Annotated in this window: 2 protein-coding genes; both read left to right on the forward strand. The window is 37.1% G+C overall.

Annotated features, from left to right (window positions below; translation table 11 throughout):
* Window positions 1-28: 28 nt before the first annotated feature.
* Window positions 29-14389, forward strand: a complete 14361-nt coding sequence (locus F5ESL0237_RS02940; RefSeq protein ID WP_122029873.1) for an SLAP domain-containing protein — start codon at window positions 29-31, stop codon at window positions 14387-14389.
* A 930-nt stretch (window positions 14390-15319) separates the two neighbouring features.
* Window positions 15320-22064, forward strand: a 6745-nt coding sequence (locus F5ESL0237_RS02945; RefSeq protein WP_122025381.1) for a pectate lyase-like adhesive domain-containing protein, incomplete at its 3' end; no start/stop codon positions are given.

The raw sequence follows: 22064 nt of genomic DNA on the forward strand, positions 1-22064 counted from the left end.
GGTTTGGAAAATAGGAAAGGATATTTTAATGTTAGGTAAAAATAATTATAATGAACGTCTAAAGAGAATGGAAATGCAAGCAAAGCGAGATCGATTCTCAATTCGTAAATTAAGTATTGGAACTGCTTCAGTATTCTTAGGCTTTACTTTTTTTGGTTTAAACAGTCAAGCAGTTAAAGCTAATTCTGTTATTCCAGAACAAAACGCTACAGAAGAGGCTAATCAGCAAGCAACCGATAATAACCAGAGCAATGCTACACCGCCAAGTCAAGCGGCAACAGCCTCAGCTACTAAGAATCAGGATGCAGCTACTAGTAATGCGCCAACCGCTACTAAGGCTAATAGTAATCCTTTGTCCGAAAAGACGGATGATAAGCAAGCTAAGTTATCAACTTACACAGGATTGAGCACTTTTTTGAAGGATACAGATAAGGCAACTGCCCCAACTGCTCCTGCTCAGAATACAAAAGCAGACTCACTTAAGGTTGACAATAGTAATAACGCTCAAGCAGAAGTAAATCCTAATGGTACTTCTGCTTCTATTAATACTGCTAATAGCCAACCGGCAATTACTGCAGGGAATAATGTCCAAGGGACAACTAATCCTACGGGGTCAACTAATGTCCCTGCTGGGAGTGCTACAAATAATGGCGTTCCTCAAGCTGATGCTAATAGTAATCCTGATTTAACGGGACCGGCTAAAGATAGTGATCAACAGGCGAAGCTACCCGCTGATTCGGTCGCTGATGCTAATCAGAGGCCCAATTCAACTAAGGTACCTAGTCCGGTTAAGCCTTTGACTCCAGCTGATCAAGATAAGGATATGACACCTAAAGTTGGGGTACAAGATGCTTACAGTGGTAGCACAGCTAAAGTAAATAATTGGCAAGACTATGTTAAAGCCTTACAAGATTCAACAGTATCTGAAATTATTATCGTGAATGATATTAAGGCAGATAGCTGGGGGGGCTTAACTCCAATATATTTTCCTAATCGTGATTTAGTGATTAAATCAGCTGATTCCGGTAAATATACAATTGACTATAGGTACAGTCATCTGATAATTGGTTCGACTGTAACTACGTTTCACCTAACTTATGAAAATGTGAATCTAAAGTGTGCCGACTATTATGGAGTTATTGATACAGAGACTTTATCGCCTACATTGGCAAATGCTTATATCACTTTTAAAGATACTACTTTTCGTGGTAACCAATTGGCCTATTTAGGACCGAATACGCATGTTACTTTTGAAGGTACTAATGATATGGCAACCATTCACTCCGGTTATGAACCAGGTAGAAATGGTAGTGATGATGGGCAACAATTATTGGAGTTCTCAGGTTCTGGTTGTAGTATCGACTTTAATGGTCAGTTTACTGGTAGTACCATTGGAGGTAATGTCCTCCAAACGACAGCTACTAATGGTACTATAAATATTAATAAGGGTGCCAACGTTACTCTTAGACCCGGTGGTAGTGATCAAACTGGGCGAGACAATGCTGGGTCCCAAGGTGGATACGGAATAAATGGAATTGTAATGGCGGGAGCAAACTCAGTTGCTAATGTTCAAGGTACTTTGAATATTGAAGTTGGTTCTAGTACTTACCAAGGTAGTGTCGCAGATAGACAGGCAGCCACTGCTATTAATATTAATAGTACAAATTCAGGCATGACAGTTACTAATGGCGGTTCTATAAATATTAAAACAAATGGTGATATTAATACAATAACACCTTACAACAGTCTAGTTTACGTAGGTGGTAATTTAAATATTGAACCTAAGAGTTCACTAAAAATTACTGGTACCAACATGGGTAATTATTCAGGTACATTATTTTTGATTAGAGGTAATGCCCAAGTTAACAACGGTACTTTTGAAATGACTTTAGGTGACAGTTTAGGGCAAGGAGCGGGTATCGGAGCCATCATTCTAGTTGATATTCAAAGTGGTACACTTACCGTTAATAACCCCCAATCATTAGTTTTAAATGCGAATTCTAACCATAATCTATCTACTGCAATAGTTGGAAACAATAAGATTACCTTAAATAATGTAAGTCAGATTTTGAATATTAATAAAGAGGATATAGTCCTGCCGCCTTTCCTTGAATTAGGGTTAAAAAGAAGCACATTTACGCCAACAGGAATGGCTTTAGATGTTCCATCTCTAGTCTTGCTTAATGGACAAAGAAAATTAACGAAAGAAATAATAACTAATCTCCCAGAAGCTTACCAGAAGCTACTTAACCCATTAATGACACTCGGTTTGGTTAAGGAAGGTATGACTTATGATGATATCTTTAAGAATATTATTATAGCTGCCTTCGGTAATAGGGCCCTGCTTCCTACGGGGTATAACAATGTTCGCTTTAAGTCAGCTAATCCTGATGGTTTCTTAGATCTTGAGAGGGTAAATGTAGCTGTTAATGGTGATGGAAGTCGAACTGTTACGGGTCATATCGTCAATTATACTGAAGAGAAAGATGGTCCTGGTAGTGATGGCATTTTTAGTAGAATTTTGCCAGGTGGGACCCATGCTTATATTAGCGCCAAGATTGGTAATACCGTTATCACTAATAAAGTGGCTGATTCTAATCCTTATAAAGATACTAAAATTGATTCTAATGTTTTACCGAATGAGTTTGCGGCTCAAGCCGATGGAAACGGCAACTTCAGCTTTACAATTCCCGCTGATCAGGTCAATAAACTCACTCCAGGTACGAAAATTGAATTAACCCCCCATGCTAACTTCATTGGTTATGATCCAAACAATAAGAATGACCATACTTATGATTTGTTGATTAAAGATATTAGTAAAGTCAGAACAGATGCCGCCACGGCAATTAAAGATGCTGTTAGTGCAGCTAAAACCAAAGTAGGCAATAATCCTAATTTAACGGAGCAAGCTAAAACAGCTTTTGATGCTGCTATGAATAAATATGGCCAAGATGCAGTCTCTCCTGTTCCTGATGGGCATAATGATACATCGGTTTATGCCCCAAGTGCTAATGATGAAGTGGCAATTAACAGCCGCCGCGATCAGGCTGTACAAGGGGTCAATGCTGCCTTGACTAATGCAATGAAGGCCATTGCCAAACAAGAAGTTGCTAGTGCGGCTCAAGATGCTAAATCTAAATTCCCAACAATAGCAGATAAAATTACCGATGCTATTAAGGATGAATCAGCCATTGATAATGTGCCTGGAATTGATGCTAATAACAAAGTTGACGATGTGCAAGGCAAGCTTAATGCTGCTAAAGACGGCCTAACAGCTAAAATTGACCAAGTAATTAAAGACTATAAAGACGGTATCAGAAATGATATTAACCAAAAGATTAATCAAGCCCAAAAGGATATTGATCAAATTGCTGAAGACCCTAATATAAGTCAAGCGGCTAAAGCTGCGATTACTAAGCTTAAAGATCGAACCGAATTAAGTGATGCTGCTGCGATTGCTAAAGATGGCGGTAAGATTGCCCAAGGCGCTGACGAGAAAGCTGTTAAAGATAATCAAGATTTAGCTAACAGCGAAATTAAAAAGATTACTGATATGATTGATGCCATTAAAAAGGTGGAACAAGCTGCTCAAGACCAGATTACTAAACATCCAGAAGATAAAGACGACATTCAGGACAGTTTGAATGATATCATTAATAATATTACTAACGGTAAAGACGATGGTAAAGGCGCTGACATCATCAATAATATTCCCGTAATTAAGGAAGGACAAAAGAAAGCCGCTAGTGATATTAATCAGGCTGCCACAACTGCAATTGAGCAAATTAGTAAATTAGGCCTAAGTGATGCTGATAAGCAAAATTATATTGATGCAATTAATGCGGCTAAGGATCTAGCCACTGCTAAGCCGAATGATTCTAAGTTTGATAAGGATAAGTCTGTTTATGGGCAAAACACTCAACTAGGTATTGATCAGATTGTCACAGCAGCAAAGAATACCTTTAATAAAGAGGCTGCTAAAGCTGATTTGGCTAATACAGCTAAGTCTTATCTAGATAGTATCGGGTTAACGACAGATACAGAGATGGCTAATGCCCTAAAGCAAGGACAAGACCAGATTGATACTGTTCTTGATGGCGTACCAGTGGCAGATAATGCGACTGCCGTTGCTACTGCTAAAAAGTCAGCAGAATCAAAACTCCTTGTAGCTGCCAAACAAGCTGCTAAAAATCAGCTGATTGCTTATGAAAGTCAGATTGAAACTAATATAAAAAACCTACACTTACCAAGTGATGCTGAAACTATAGCCATTAATAAGGCTAAAGCAGTAATTAGTGACCAAGGTGAAGATTTTACTGCTATTAATAAGGCATCTGATAAAACTGGTCTACATGATGCGTCTGAAACTGGTCACGCTAAGTTAAGTGACATTTTTGCACAAGCAACTAAAGATGCTCTTAAGAGTAATGCCATTCAGCAAATTCAAAATAAGCAAGCTGAAATTAAGAATAATATTGCTGATCAGAGCAAGTATCCAAATCTTGATCCAGACAATGTTGCTAAACTGCAAAAAGACGTGGATGATGCGGCTCAAGCTGGTATTGCGAAAATCACAAACGAGCGAGATAATGATCGAATTACACCCGATCTTAATGAAGCACTAAATAATATCGCTGGAGTTGCCGCTGACGCTGCTAGTTTAAATGATTTAATTGGTCAACGGAAAGCTGCTATTGCAAAATTACAGCAAAAAGCGCAAGCAGCTAAAGAACAAATTGAGGTAAAAACTGACACTGAATTATCGACAACTGATAAAGCTAATTATAAGAATTTGATTGATCAACATGAAAAAGCTGGTGAAATTAGCATTAACGGTGCTGACAAGGATAATGTTGATAATGCTGAGAGTCTGGCTGAGCAGCAAATTGATAAGGACTTAGCTGCAGCTGAACTTGATGCCGCCAAGTCTCGGGCAAGTAAAGCTGTCAACGATCAATATCAAACAGATTTAAACACAATTAATGATTCTAAATTAGACGATCAAGCGAAAAAAGATTACATTAACCATTTAAATAAAATTAAAGACGATGGTTTGGCGCAAATTAATGCTGGTCAAAATCTTGAAGTGGTTAACCAGGCTAAGGCTGATACTATCAAAGGAATGGATCAACTGGTAGCTGGAATTAGTGATAAAGTTGCTCAAGAACTTGAGAAGTATAGAAATACGGTAAGAGACGATCTTGATAAAGCTGCTCAAGCAGTTCGACAACATATTGAGCAAGATCCTAACTTATCGGATAATGAAAAGAACAAGTATTATCAGGATATTGACGTTGTGGTCGCAGATGCTAACCGTGTTATTAATAGTGCTTCAGATTCGTCTGCAATTGATACTGCTGTAAGAGCAGGTAAAGGTAAATTAACACAAATTCAAGCTCAAGTTGACTTGCAATCAGCCAAAGAAGCTGCCCAGCATGACTTATTGGTAGAGCAGGGTAAAGTTATTAACCAAATTAATGCTTTGAAGAATATCAATAGTGATGAAAAGAATAGTTTAATTAATCAGGTTAATGGGATTTACGATAATGCCAAGCAAGAGATTGATTCCCAAGACACGATTCAGCAAGTAGTTAAGTCTAGAGACCAAGGCATTGCTAAGATGGATGAGGTTGTTAAAGGTGCCCGTGATCGTGATCTTGCTGCAACAATTAATGCTGACTTAGGTAAGTTAGATGCTGCCGCCGAAAATGCTATTGCTGAAATCAATAATTCAACGTTGCCTAATACGGCTAAAACTCAGGCACAAAAGGACATTGAGGATGCCCGTGATCAGGCTAAAGAGCGGGTCAAGAACTCTATTACTTCAGAAACTGCTAATGCTGAAGAAGCAACTGGTGAAACTAACATTAATCGGATTAAGAATGATGCTCTAAAACAAGACTTGGATGCTGCGAAAACTGCTGGTAAAAAGGCAGTTGACGATGCGGCAGAAGCAGCTAAAAATCGGATTAATGCTCAATTCGATAAACTTACTGACGCTGAAAAACTAGCAGCACAAAATGCTAAAGAAAAAGCACGTGGGGCTATTGATGACGCTAAGACTAAAGCTGATCAGGCTATTGACCGGGCTATTTCTAAGACGGATATTAATAATTTAGTGACTGATGCAACTAATAACATTAACCAAGCAGAAAATGATTTCAACTTGGATATTATTAAGTTGCAAGCTAACAATGCAATTAGCCAACATGCCGAAGATGCAAAAGCAGGACTTGATCCAACCAATACCAATCAAAAAGCCACTATTGACGCTATTAATAATATCGTCAACGATGCTGAAAATAGCATTAATGGAACTACAGATGCTAATACCATTAGATTTATTAAAGAGGGCGCAATCAGTGCTATTGATGGTATTAAGCAGAGTGCGCAAGACCAAGCTTTAGCAGAAGCCAAAAATAAGGCAATTGCCGAGTTAGACAAGGCCTTGAAGGGTGACGCGCAGGCTAATCCACCTGTTAGTGGAATTAAGGATAAAATTGCAGCCTTACCTGAGTTATCTTCTAAGCAAATGCAACAGTTTACCGACCAGGCCCAAGCTGCTCATGATCAAGCTGTTAATGAAATTAATGGGTCCAATTCTCTAACTGATATCAATGCTAATAAAGTTGCTGGATTAGCTAATATTGGTCAGGCATTAACTGATGCAACTTTGCAAAATGCTAAGGCAAAAGCTTCTAATGACTTAAATCAATATGCTACAGGAGCTAAAGGTAGTTATGCCAATTCTACTAACTTGGATGATAAGCAAAAGCAGGCCTTAGATAAGCGGATTAACGACACCGTCGCTAATGCTCAGGCAGAGTTAAAACGCCCAACTACAGATACCACCGCTAAAGTTGATGCTATTGTGTCTGCTGCTAAGGGAGCCATTGACGGAATCAAAGCTGATGCGCAAGATACAAGCAATTTAAACAAAAATAAAGAGTCAGCTATCAACCGTTTAGAGGATGAAGCAAATAGACTCAGACAAAGGGTGAATGATGGCGGTATTAACCATACATTGGATACCGCACAAAGTAATCAATTACTTGCGGAAATTAATGCTGCCCTAAACGCTGGCAAGCAAGCCATTAATGCTGTTAAATCTGAAGCGGATCCAGCTAAGGCTGCAGCGGATTTAGTTACGGCTGAAGCAACTGGAATGGGTAAACTTGCCGCTGTTGATGCCCACATTACTTATGAAGAAACATTGACTGCTGATTTGCAACGAATTACTGCTGCCGCTACAGCAGCTAAACAAAAAGCCCATGATATTGCGCAAAATTCGACAGTAGAAGATAAAGCTAAATTAGAAGCTGAAATGGTTCAGCAAATTGAAGCCGAAGCTGCTAAAGCCTCTGCTGCTATTAATAAAGCTAAGACTGATGCGCGCAACAATAATGACCAAAATCCAACGGTTGAAATGAATAAGCAAACTGCTGCTGGTGAAGCCGCAATCGCACACTTAACGGAAAGCTTTGAGAAGAAGAGCGTAGCAATCAATACTTTGGTTGGTCATGCTAATGAAGCTAAAGATAATTTAGAAAATTATGGTAAAAATGCTGATGATTCGACCCATCCATATTTGAGTGGAAAGGATCTTGCTGATGGACGTCAAGCTGTTAATGACGCTTTACAACACGGTATTAGTGACATTCTTGGTACGCCAGTTTCTGAAGAAGCTAATGTAGATCAGATAGTTGATGCTGCATTGACTGCTGCTAAAACTAAGGTTGATCAAGCTACGTATCCAACCCAACTTTTAGCAGAGAAGAATAAGCAACTTGCCGCCATTAAAGCCGCAGCAGAAAAGGCTAAGGATAGTATTACTGCTAAGGCTAGTGCAGGTTTACCGCCAGATGTTATTGATAACTTGAAACACCAGATTGATGACCTTCTCACTAAAACAACGGAACGGATTAATGGGGTCAAACTCGAAGACACTGATATTGCTAATGATATTAATAAGGCTAAGACAATGGTTGATAATATCGAGGCAGGAATTGATCCAAATAATAATTCGGATCCAAACGAAAAATACACCTACGGTCAACATGCTATCTCAGGAATTGTAACTATCGCTGATGAAACACTTGACCTTATTAGAGCTAAAATAGCGGCGATTAACCGGTTAGAAAGTTACAGAGACCAGAAAAAAAATGAAGTTTCTCAAATTCCAGGTTTAACAAGTGAAGACTTAGAAAATTATCAAAAACAAATAGAAGCTGTATTTGAAAAAGATGGTAGAAATCGAATTAATGCAATATCTAGTAAAGATGGCAAAAATAGTGAATTACTAGGATTAGTCAATATACGAGAAAATACTGCTAAAGGAGAAATGGATGCTATTGTTAACCAAGCTAACAGACAAGCTGCTAATAATAAAATTATTTCTGATTTACAAAATTACAAAAATACTGCGCAGGACATCATTAATAATTCACAATTATCTCAAGACCAAAAGGCAACAGCTAAAGGTGATATTGATAATGCCTTTAATACTGCTAAAAAGCTAATTGATGAAAATACGGCAAAAGTTAATGATGAAACAACCCCTAGTGATCCAATTGATCAATTGCAAATAGACAAGTGGAAAGCAAATATTGATACTGTTTTGGCAAATCCAGAATATGTGACTGCTGAAAAGCACTATGCTGTTAATGGGCTTGATCAAGAAGTTACCGGTTTACAAAGTGGTTTAGACAGTATTGGTATTGATATTAATCATTTAAATGATCAACAAAAGAAAGATTATCAGGCTAATATTGATACAATAAAGCAGTCAATTACCAATATCAACAATATCAATCCTGATCAAACGGATAAAGACACGCTTAAAAACGCCACTGCTGAATATGTCAAAGGTCTGATTGCATTAAACAAGTTAAAGGCTAAGATTAAACTTGATCAAGCGGCAGCAGCAGCTAAAGAGAAGGCACCAAAGGGTGGAAAAGATATAGACGATGCAACCAATAAAGCCAAAGGTAATATTGACAGCCTCCCTAATGATGTTTCTCCTACTGATAAAGTGAAAGATATAATTGAGGATATTAATGGCGCTGAACAGACCGGTGAAGGCAATATTAATAGTGCAGAAAACAATTCAGTTGCTAAAGATGTTGAAGATGCTCGTAAAACTGCCGCAGCTAAAGTTAAGACGCATTATGATGATGCTGTAACTCAACTTGGCACAGGTGCTCATGATAATACCGATAATGCTTTGAACAGGCACAAGGATAAAGACGGCAATATCATCATACCAGGAACCTCTATTGGTGCTATCAATGATAATAAGATAGCTATTGAACGTGAAATTGCCAAGGGTGCCGTTGAAGATGCAGCTGCTAACGCTAAGACTAAGGTTGAGAGTCTTAAGCGTCCAGACGGTAGTGACTACACCAAAATTGAAAAGCAAGCCATCATTAAGCAAATTGAACAAGAGCGTACAGCTGCCACTAAAGAAAATGGGTCAATTGACCAAAGTAAGAGCGCAGAAGATGTAACTAGTGCCCAGAATACGGCAATTGGGAATATCAAGAATGATTTAACAGACACTGAAAAAATTAAAGACATCTTGGATAAAGATCTAGATGTACAAAAGGAAAGGCTAGAAAAGGCTCGTACAGATGCCGCAAATGAAGTTAAGACGCATTATAATGATGCGGTAACTCAACTTGGCACAGATGTTCATGATAATGCCGATAATGCTTTGAAGAAGTACAAGGATAAAGATGGCAAGATTGTTATACCTGGAGATAAAATTGAAGACGTTCAAACTAATAAGTTAACGGCAGAAAAAGAAATTGCCAAGGGTGCCGTTGAAGATGCAGCTGCTAACGCTAAGACTAAGGTTGAGAGTCTTAAGCGTCCAGACGGTAGTGACTACACCAAAATTGAAAAGCAAGCCATCATTAAGCAAATTGAACAAGAGCGTACAGCTGCCACTAAAGAAAATGGGTCAATTGACCAAAGTAAGAGCGCAGAAGATGTAACTAGTGCCCAGAATACGGCAATTGGGAATATCAAGAATGATTTAACAGACACTGAAAAAATTAAAGACATCTTGGATAAGGATTCAGCAGTACAACAAGAAAGGCTAGAAAAGGCTCGTACAGATGCCGCAAATGAAGTTAAGACGCATTATAATGATGCGGTAACTCAACTTGGCACAGATGTTCATGATAATGCCGATAATGCTTTGAAGAAGTACAAGGATAAAGATGGCAAGATTGTTATACCTGGAGATAAAATTGAAGACGTTCAAACTAATAAGTTAACGGCAGAAAAAGAAATTGCCAAGGGTGCCGTTGAAGATGCCTTAATTGATGCAAAGAATAAGGTAGCGGGCTTAACCCATGATGATAAGACCCCATTTACTGATATTGAAAAGCAAGCCATCATTAAGCAAATTGAACAAGAGCGTACAGCTGCCACTAAAGAAAATGGGTCAATTGACCAAAGTAAGAGCGCAGAAGATGTAACTAGTGCCCAGAATACGGCAATTGGGAATATCAAGAATGATTTAACAGACACTGAAAAAATTAAAGACATCTTGGATAAGGATTCAGCAGTACAACAAGAAAGGCTAGAAAAGGCTCGTACAGATGCCGCAAATGAAGTTAAGACGCATTATAATGATGCGGTAACTCAACTTGGCACAGATGTTCATGATAATGCCGATAATGCTTTGAAGAAGTACAAGGATAAAGATGGCAAGATTGTTATACCTGGAGATAAAATTGAAGACGTTCAAACTAATAAGTTAACGGCAGAAAAAGAAATTGCCAAGGGTGCCGTTGAAGATGCCTTAATTGATGCAAAGAATAAGGTAGCGGGCTTAACCCATGATGATAAGACCCCATTTACTGATATTGAAAAGCAAGCCATCATTAAGCAAATTGAACAAGAGCGTACAGCTGCCACTAAAGAAAATGGGTCAATTGACCAAAGTAAGAGCGCAGAAGATGTAACTAGTGCCCAGAATACGGCAATTGGGAATATCAAGAATGATTTAACAGACACTGAAAAAATTAAAGACATCTTGGATAAGGATTCAGCGGTACAACAAGAAAGGCGTCAAAAAGCTGAAGCTGAATTAAACCAAAAGCACCAAGATGCAATTGATCAGATTCACAATGAATTTGGTGATCAAGCGAATACCTCAAACACCGACAAGGGCTTTAATGATCATAAACAAATCACGGGTAACACCGAACAAGAAATCAATGATAATAAGTTAGCGGCAGAAAAAGAAATTGCTAAGGGTGCTGTAGATGACATCGCTAATAACGCCAAGACTAAGGTTGATGGCCTTAAGCACCAAGACGGTAGTGACTACACGGCTAATGAAAAGGAAGCAATCAAGGACAAGATTGACCAGATTGTAACTGAAGGCAAGGGTAAGATTGATGCTTCAACTACAACTAGCGAAGTTGACACAAACCGTGACGCAGCCATTAACCAAATTATCAAGGATAGTACCCAAGATAGTGACGCGGCTAAGGACATTTGGACTAACGATCCGAAGGTTCAAAATGATCAAGCTAAGCAAAAAGCTGAAGACGAATTAAACCAAAAGCACCAAGATGCAGTTGAGCAGATTCATAAAGAATTCGGTGATCAAGCGAATACCTCAAACACCGACAAGGGCTTTAATGATCATAAGCAAATCACGGGTAACACCGAACAAGAAATCAATGATAATAAGTTAGCGGCAGAAAAAGAAATTGCCAAGGGTGTCGTAGATGACGTCGCTACTAACGCTAAGAAGAAGGTTGATAGCCTCAAGCACCAAGACGGAAGTGACTACACTGCTAATGAAAAGGAAGCAATCAAGGGCAAGATCGACCAGATTGTAACTGAAGGCAAGGGTAAGATTGACAAATCAACTACAACTGGCGAAGTTGACACAAACCGTGACGCAGCGATTAACCAAATTATCAAGGATAGTACCCAAGATAGTGACTCGGCTAAGGACATTTGGACTAATGATCCGAAGATTCAAAATGATCAAGCTAAGCAAAAAGCTGAAGACGAATTAAACCAAAAACACCAAGATGCAATTGATCAGATTCACAATGAATTTGGTGATCAAGCGAATACCTCAAAGACTGACAAGGGCTTTAATGATCATAAACAAATCACGGGTAACACCGAAAAAGAAATCAACGATAATAAGTTAGCGGCAGAAAAAGAAATTGCTAAGGGTGCTGTAGATGACATCGCTAATAACGCCAAGACTAAGGTTGATGGCCTTAAGCACAAAGACGGAAGTGACTACACTGCTAATGAAAAGCAAGCAATCAAGGACCAGATCGACCAGATTGTAACTGAAGGCAAGGATAAGATTGACAAATCAACTACAACTGGCGAAGTTGACACAAACCGTGACGCAGCGATTAACCAAATTATCAAAGACAGTACCCAAGATAGTGACGCGGCTAAGGACATTTGGACTAATGATCCAAAGGTTCAAAATGATCAAGCTAAGCAAAAAGCTGAAGACGAATTAAACCAAAAGCACCAAGATGCAGTTGAGCAGATTCATAAAGAATTCGGTGATCAAGCGAATACCTCAAACACCGACAAGGGCTTTAATGATCATAAGCAAATCACGGGTAACACCGAACAAGAAATCAATGATAATAAGTTAGCGGCAGAAAAAGAAATTGCCAAGGGTGTCGTAGATGACATCGCTACTAACGCTAAGAAGAAGGTTGATGGCCTTAAGCACCAAGACGGTAGTGACTACACGGCTAATGAAAAGGAAGCAATCAAGGACAAGATTGACCAGATTGTAACTGAAGGCAAGGGTAAGATTGATGCTTCAACTACAACTAGCGAAGTTGACACAAACCGTGACGCAGCCATTAACCAAATTATCAAGGATAGTACCCAAGATAGTGACTCGGCTAAGGACATTTGGACTAATGATCCGAAGGTTCAAAATGATCAAGCTAAGCAAAAAGCTGAAGACGAATTAAACCAAAAGCACCAAGATGCAATTGATCAGATTCATAAAGAATTTGGTGATCAAGCGAATACCTCAAACACCGACAAGGGCTTTAATGATCATAAACAAATCACGGGTAACACCGAAAAGGAAATCAATGATAATAAGTTAGTGGCAGAAAAAGAAATTGCCAAGGGTGCCGTTGAAGATGCGGCTGCTAACGCTAAGACTAAGGTTGATGGCCTTAAGCACCAAGACGGTAGTGACTACACGGCTAATGAAAAGCAAGCAATCAAGGACCAGATCGACCAGATTGTAACTGAAGGCAAGGGTAAGATTGATAATTCGAAGACAACTGGCGAAGTTGACACAAACCGTGACGCGGCCATTAACCAAATTATCAAGGATAGTACCCAAGATAGTGACGCGGCTAAGGACATTTGGACTAAAGATCCGAAGGTTCAAAATGATCGAAACCATCATGATTCAGGTAATATTCCAAATGTACCAGGCACCCCAGGTACACCGGGTACACCAAATGACACGGCAAACAAACCGAATTCATCAGATTCTGAACCAGATCACAATTCTTCATCTAAAGATAATGCTCATGGTGTAGATGTAACCCTAATGCACAATGCTTATCTTTATGATCAAACAGGTAGTCGTTGCAATAAGGTTATTCTAGGGGCTGGTTCTGTAGTGACAACTTATGGGGTAACAACCATTAACGGACGTCAATTCTACATTTTGCATGATCAAAATGCTGCTAATAAACAGTATTACTTGGCACTAGGTAATGTTAAATATCGTGTCCAGAAGTTAGTGCATAATGCAGCTGTCTATGACCAATATGGTAGACGGATCAACTCGGCAGGATTACTACGTAAGGATAGATTAATTAATACTTACGGTAGTGCAGTTACCATTAGAGGTTCGTTATACTTTATCATTGCCAAGCATCGATACGTAAAGGCATCAAATGTTATGCTAAAGAAGATTGTTACTGAAACACAAGCAGAAGAGGTAGAACCAATCAATACCCCAACCGCTGACGCAGCTGTTGCAGTAAATGAAAAGCAAATTATGCATAATGCTTACGTTTATGATGAAAAGGGCACTCGTAGTAATCAATTAATCTTTAAGGCCGGTTCAATTGTTAATACTATAGGTACTAAGACTATTAATAATCGTCTCTTCTATGTATTGGAAAACGGTATGTATATTGCAGCTGGTAATATAGATGCAAAGAAATTAAGATTGAAACACAATGCTTATCTCTATAGTCAATATGGTAATCGTCTTAACCATTCGGTTGTCAGAAAGTACAAGCTGGTTAGAACTTATGGAAGTCCAGTCAGAATTAAGAATGGTACGTATTACATTATTGCCAAGAATAAAAATATTAAGGAGGCTAACTTCATAACAAAGTAGAAATTAAGTAAAAAAGTTACTAAAAAAGGCTAATTCTCAATGTAGAATTAGCCTTTTTTTATATAATCTTAATATTAAACTTATTTAAAGCTGCCAAAGTAATAAAATATCACTATTCTAAATTTATTATTACATAAGACAAAAAATTGTAGTTATATGTATATTTTATATCTATAGAAAGGTTAATTTAAAACTAACGACCATCCACTACATTTTTGAGTAATAGCTATCAAATTTGCTGCATATCTGGTAATAAGCTAGCAAATAGTTTAACTGTTATTACCAGATTTTTGCTTATAAAATTAAGGGAAGTAACAGCTAAAAAACGTTATTATTATAAAGCTTTAGCATTTTTGGGTTTTAAAATATTTTTTATATATCGTATAGTATTGATTTGCTATTTGAAATAAAAAATAATTGTTACCAATTCAATTTAAAAGAAGCTTGTCAATAAAATATTAGCAATATACTATATTATTAATAATATATATAGTTTTAATAACCAAAATATTTTATTATTACTTTTTATCTACACGTAAAATAGTATTTTTTCACTAATTATTGTTCATCTTTTTAAAAAATATTCACATATACATATAAAATATTTATATGTATTGGTATTATATATTAAAAATATTTATACTTAAAAATATTAATTAATAAAAAATTATTATTTTTATTTTTTATATTATTATTTAAAACATTGTTATATCAATATAATATTGCATAAATAATATTAGCTATTTATAAAAAATATTATTTTTAATTAAATTATTATAAAAAATAATCAAAATAAATTATTAAAATTGATAATAAAATTTATAAGAACTACAATGTTTAAACGGTTACCGATCGGAGCCAACTAATTTGTGAAAGGATAGTTTTATGTTAGGAAAAAATAATTTTACCGAAAGACTTAGGAAGATGGAGATGCAAGCAAAGCAAGATCACTTCTCAATTCGAAAATTGAGTATTGGTGCTGCTTCTGTTTTATTAGGCTTTACTTTCTTTGGTTTAACTAGTCAAACTACCAAAGCGGATACCATTAATCCAGTACCAGCCGCTAGTGCTGCACCTAATGCAGACTCTACAGATACACAAAAGGCACAACCTGCAGCTGAGTCTGCAAATGCTCAAGTAAGTGCAAGTAAAGATGATTCTATGAATACTTCAGTAAGTATTCCCAAAACTGATTCTACAAAAGACCCAAAAAGTCCTGAATCTACAACAAATAGTAATGATAAAGCTGCTAAAACTGATTTATCAACTTACTCTGCCTTACAGTCGTTTTTAAAAGCACCTGCTACTGCTAAAGCAAGTGATACTCAACCAGATCCTAGTGATTCAGGTCAGTCAATTTCTTCTGCTGATTCTTCAGCCCAAAAATCAAATCAACCTGCAGGGAATGTTGCTCCCGATGAAAATACTGTAACCAAAACTGATAAGCCACTAGATTCATCCAATACAATTACTCAATCCAATGATAGTAAAAAGAGTGTTGCAATTAGCACCCAAGATGTTACTAGTAATGTTGCTCAGGTTCATAATTGGGACGAACTTACTAAAGCAATAGCAGATACTACTATTAGCGAAATTGATGTTATGAACGACATTTTAGACGCTCCTGTTGGTGGTACAGGCGAAAATACAATACCAATTAATTTTGTGGGTAGAAATCTTTTAATTAAGTCTAACGGTAATGGTTTAGATAGATATGTAATAGATTTCAAAGGTAATCATCCAACTGTTACAAGTGGGATCTTAAATTTAACTTTTCAAAATCTTATTTTGCATAGTGCTGATACCTATGGTGTAATTCGGTCTGACCAAGCTTCTAGTGCAATCATTAATTTTGAGAACGTGGATTTTAGTGGTTCTCAGATGATTTATGCTGGTAGTAACACTCACATTAATTTCAAAGGTACTAATACTGCTAGGACAATTGCAGTCGATGGGTTAGTAGATAATCGTCCATTATTAAGTATTTCTGGCTCGGCAAATGTTGTCGACTTTAATGGCTCTTTTACTGGGATTACTAGAAATGACAGTGTTATCGTGTTAGATGGTACGGGTAACAAGGTGATTGTTGAACCTAGTGCTAATGTTACTCTTTGGCCAGCTGGTAATTCTCCGGCAGGTGGTATCAACTTAATACCTTCCAAAGGTACCAATGCTAGGTACGGTATTATTGCGGTTGCACCTGGAAATGACAATAGCATTGATGTCAAAGGCAACTTAAAAATCAATGTTGGTAAGCTTGATTTTGATGGTATAAATGGTAGTACAGATTGGGCTCAAGCTGGAGCAATTTATATTGGAGGTAAGTCATCAACTCTTAATATTGATAGTGGTGCGTTGGTCAATGTGACTACTAATGGCAATATTACAACCTATCCGCTTGCAGCTAATAACTTGATTTCGATTAATGGGAACTTGAATATTGCCTCTAATGGTCAGTTAAATATTACTGGTCAGAATATGGGTAAGTATGCTGGGACATTAGTTAATATTGCTGGTAAAGCGGATATTAACAATGGTTCTTTAAGTATTAAGTTAGTAGGTAATGCTGGAACAGGTAACATAGTCTTACTCAATGTTCCAGGTAGTATGAATATTAATAACCCAACTTCATTAGTCTTAGATGCTCATTTAAATAAAAGCTTAGGAACAAGTATTGTAGGAAATAATGCATTTACTGTTACCAATGCGCGTCAAAAACTAGATCTTGGTTCAATAAATGGTGGAGTTATCACTCTGCCACCACTACATACTTTACAAGTTCGAAAAGGTACCCAGGGGGTTATTGTAGATCTTGTTCAATTACTTAATGGTATGAAAACATTCAACTTTGACACTTATCAAAGTATGATTTCAGATCCTAATATTAGTAGAATTTTACAATTGCCAGAATTAAAGGGGGTAGCAGCTGCTATACAAAAAGCTGCGACTACTGGAAATGTTACTTATGATAGTCTATACAAAACAATTTTTGAAAAAATATTTACTGATCCAACAGCTGTTGGCTATAATAACCTACAATTAATTCAAGCAAATCAAAGTGGCTTTTTAGATATTGATCCTAATAGTGTTGTTGTCACTACTAATGCGGATGGTTCACGTAAGATTAGTGGTAAAGTTACCAATTATAATCCCACTACCGATGGGCCTAACAGTGGTAGTCTACTTGATAAGTACCTTCCTAGTGGCACAGGGGCTTATATAATTGCTCAATATAAGGGTTCTAAATCTGGGCAGTATTTACAAGACACGAAAATTGCCAACCCGTATGGTTCTACTAATGCATCGGATTTACCTTCACAGTTTATCGCTAAAGTAAATGATGATGGAACTTTCGAATTTACTATTCCTTCAGTTGATGTAGCTCAATTAGCAAAGGGGGATGCAATTTCATTAATTCCTACAGCTAATTTTGTTAGTTACAATCCGGCTGATGTCCAAGCAGGAATTCGTCCAGTAGTTAAAGATTTAGGAATTACATCTTTAGCTGATGTTCAAGATAAAGCTGCTAAAGAAATCAATGATGCAATTGATGCTGCTAAAGCCAAGAAGCCGACCAATTTAACTTCAGATCAAAGTAAGGCATTTGATGATGTAATGACATCAACTGGTGCTGATGCAGTTAAACCGGTTAGTCCAGATCACACTGCTTCCTCTGTTTATACTGGTGATTCTGAAGCAGAAATTACTAAACGTAAGCAAGCAGCTCTTGATAAAATTGCTGCTGCACTTAAGCAATCAATCAAAAATTCAGCTATTAATGAAATAACTGATAAGGCTAATGCCGCAGATGCTGCTTATCCTGGTCAAAAACCAGTTATCGATGCTGCTAAAGATTCAGCTATTAATAATATTAATAGTATTCCAACGACTGGACCAGGCGATACTGCAGATCTTGTACAAAGCAAAGTTAATACTGAAAAAACAACTGGGTTAAATGCAATTAATCAAGCAGTAACGGATTATAAAACGGGCATTAAAACTGAAATCAATGGCAAAATTGATCAAGCTAAACAAGGTATTGATAGTATTGCAGCTGATCCAATTTTAAATGCTGATGAAAAAGCAGCAATTGAAAAATTGAAGGATCAACTCAGTCGACCAACTGACATTGCTAAAGCTGGTGGTGACATCGATACTGATGCAAGCGAAGCTCAAGTTGAGCAGCATAGAAAAGAAGCGGAAGATATCATCAATGGTATCAATGCAAAAATTGATGCTATTAAAAAGGTCGAGCAAGCTGCTAAAGATCAAATTGCTAAGCATCCAGAAGACACTGATGATATTAAAGATAACTCCAATAAGGCAGTCGATGATATTATTAACGGTAAAGACCCAGACGGTTCTAAGGGTACTGATGATATTAACAATACTCATGCCACTAAACAGCAACAAAAAGTTGCAGATGATATAGGGAAAGCCGCTCAAGCCGCTAAAGATCGTGTTAATAATTCAGGCTTAAATCCAGTTGATAGAAAGCCATATCTTGATGCGATTGATGAAGCTGCTAAAGCTGCAACGGCTAAACCTGGAACAGATGGTTACGATCCAAGTAAGTCAATTTATGGTAAGAACACTGATGATGGTATTAATCAGGCTAAAACTATTGCACAAAACAAATTCAATAAAGAAGCTGCTAAAGCTGAAATTGCAGGTACTGGTAAGTTATATCAAGATGGATTAGGAATTCCTAATGATAAGACTATTGCTGATGCTGTCAAGAAAGAACAAGATAAGATTGATGCAATTGCTGATGGTACACCGGCAATTGATAATCGAGCCACTGCTGATAGTATTGAAAATACAGCTAAAGATAACTTGCTTGCAGCTGCTAAAGAAGCCGCTAAAGCTCAGGTGAAAGTGGAAGCTGATAAAGCCGAAAACAAAGATAATCTTAATGCACTAGATAAAGGCATCAATGACGCAGTAAAAGCAGCTGATACAAATATTGATAGCCATAATACAATTGATGAAATTAAACAAGATGTTATTAATGGTAAAAATGATATTTTAAATAAATATAAAGAGGCTGCTAAAGCTCAAATAAAAGCAGACTCTGATGTTGATAAGGCCGCTTTAGGTGTTACAACAAACCCAGCAATTGATAATGCGGTTAAAAATGCCAATACTTTGATTGACAATGCCGAATCTATTGATGGAGTTGGCAAAGCATTAAATACTAGTAAAAATGATGTGTTAAGTCAATTCAGAGAAGCAGCTAAATCACAAGTTAAAGCAAATGCCGATCAAGCTAAACAAGATATTGGTACAGGAACAGATACTTCAGAGATTGATAATGCATTAACTGCTGCTAGTGGTAAAATTGATGTTGATAAAGATCCTGCAGCTATCAAGCAAGATATCGCCGACGGTAAAACAGGTATTCTTGAGGCAGCTAAGAGTGCTAATAAAGCTAAATTAGATGCTTATGAAAAAGATATCGAAGATAAAATTGATAAATCTGGTTTAACTGCTGCCGGAATTGCCAATGCGAAAGCAAAAGCAAAACAGATTGTTAATAATCTGACAGATCCGCTAGGATATAATCAACAAATTGACAAAGCAGCAGATTTACCTGGAGTTAAGGATGCATATGACAAGGGTAAAAATGCTCTAGATGCTTTACTTGGTGACTTATCGGTTGAACAAAGTAAGCAACAAGCAATAGATGATATTAAGAAAGCTCAAGAGGCTGCAAAGAATTCAATCGCAACTAAGTATCCTGATCTTAAGCCTGAAGATACTAAAGCTTTAAATGATAAAATCGATAATGCAGCTCAAACAGGTATTGATAAGATTAAGAATGAAACCGATCCTAATAATATTCCAGCTGAACATGCTGACACTATTAATAATATCAATAGTGTTGGTAAAGCTGCGGATGATTTAGCTTTGAATAAACAAAAAGCTGATGCAATTAATAAGCTTAATGCTAAAGCTGAAGCTGCTAAAAAAGCAATTGACAATATTCCAGCTGATCAGCTCAGTCCAACAAATAAAGAACACTTTAAAGATCAAATTAACGCTGATGTGGCTGATGCAACTAATAAGATTAATGCCGCTGACAAACTAGGAGTTGATCTTGCAGAGCAAGCAGGTGAAGCTAATATTAATAAAGATCTAAATGATGCTGATTTAACTGCATCTAGGGCTAAGGCTTTACAAGAATTAAAAGCTGAAAAAGATAAAGATTTGGCGGCAATTGATGCAAAAGCAGATCAAATGACACCAGATCAAGTAAAAGATCTGAAGCAAAAAATTAATGATATTTATGATCCTGCTGTTTCCCAAATTGCTGGCGACCAGACAATTGATGCAATTAATACAGATAAGACTAATGCTATTAATGGTATGAAGGGGATTGTTGATAGTATTGGCAATTCTATTGCCAAGAATCTTCAAGATGCTAAGGATAAAGCAATTAATGATCCTGATAATGGATTAGATGCGCTAGCCAAAAAAGTACGCGATCATATCAATGCCGATCCTAATTTATCTGAAACAGAAAAAGCAGATTTTGGTAAGAAAATAGATGATACATTAACTGCAGCTAAAAGTGCCGTTAATGGTGCAACTGACGAGGCAGGTGTAAAAGCCGCTGCTGCAGCTGGTCGTGATAATTTGAATCAAATTCAAACTGATGCAGACTTGCAAGCAGCTAAAAATGCTGCTAAAGCAGCATTATTAGCTGAAAAAGATAGAGTTAATACACAAATTAATGGCTTAAATACAATTGATGCTGCTGGTAAAAAAGCATTAACTGATAAAGTAAACGGTTTTTATACTGATGCAATTGGTAAGGTTGATGCTGCCAATACTATTAGTACGATTGACCAAGAAAAGCAAACTGGCCTCGATAACATGGACAATGTTTTAAAAGATGCAATGGATCTTAATCAAACAATTGCTGCTGATCAAGCTAAGTTAGATAGTGTAGCTAAAGATGCTATTGATCAAATTAATAGTTCTACTTTATCACCTGAAGATAAAGCAAACGCCCAAAAAGCGATTGAGAATATTCGCGATCAAGCTAAGAGTGATGTTGCAAAACAAGGAACTAAGGATCTAGCAAATCAAGTTGAAGCAAAGGGCGAGAGCGATATCAACACTGCCAAAAATAACGCACTTAAAGCAGATTTAGATCAAGCTAAGGCTAAAGCTAAAGATGATATTGCCGAAAAAGCTCAAGCTGCTAAGGACAGAATCAATGCTGATTACAATAGTTTGCCTAAAGAGCAACAAAATGAAGCTCAAGCAGCTCATGATAAGGCAATTAGTGATATTGATAATGCTGTTGGTAAGGCCAATGCAGATATTGATAATGCTGATTCAGATCCAAATCCTAAGGGTAAAATAGATCAAATTGTCAAGGATACCACTAATGCAATCAATCAAGCTGAAAAAGATGCTAATTTAGCTGATGCTAAAGCCAAGGCCAAGGCCGAAATTCATGCAGAAGCTGATAAAGTTAAGCCTGGATTAACTAATCAAGCAGATAAAGATGCAGTTGGTACAATTGCTAATAATGCGATTAGTAAGATCGACGACCCAACAATGACTGATAGTGCGGCCGTAACTACAACTAAGGATAAGGCAATCGCTGATATTGATGCGGTTAAGGACAATGCTGGTAAGGCCGATGCAGATGCAATTAGAA

Source organism: Lactobacillus sp. ESL0237 (assembly GCF_003692985.1).
GTDB classification, from domain to species: domain Bacteria; phylum Bacillota; class Bacilli; order Lactobacillales; family Lactobacillaceae; genus Lactobacillus; species Lactobacillus bombicola.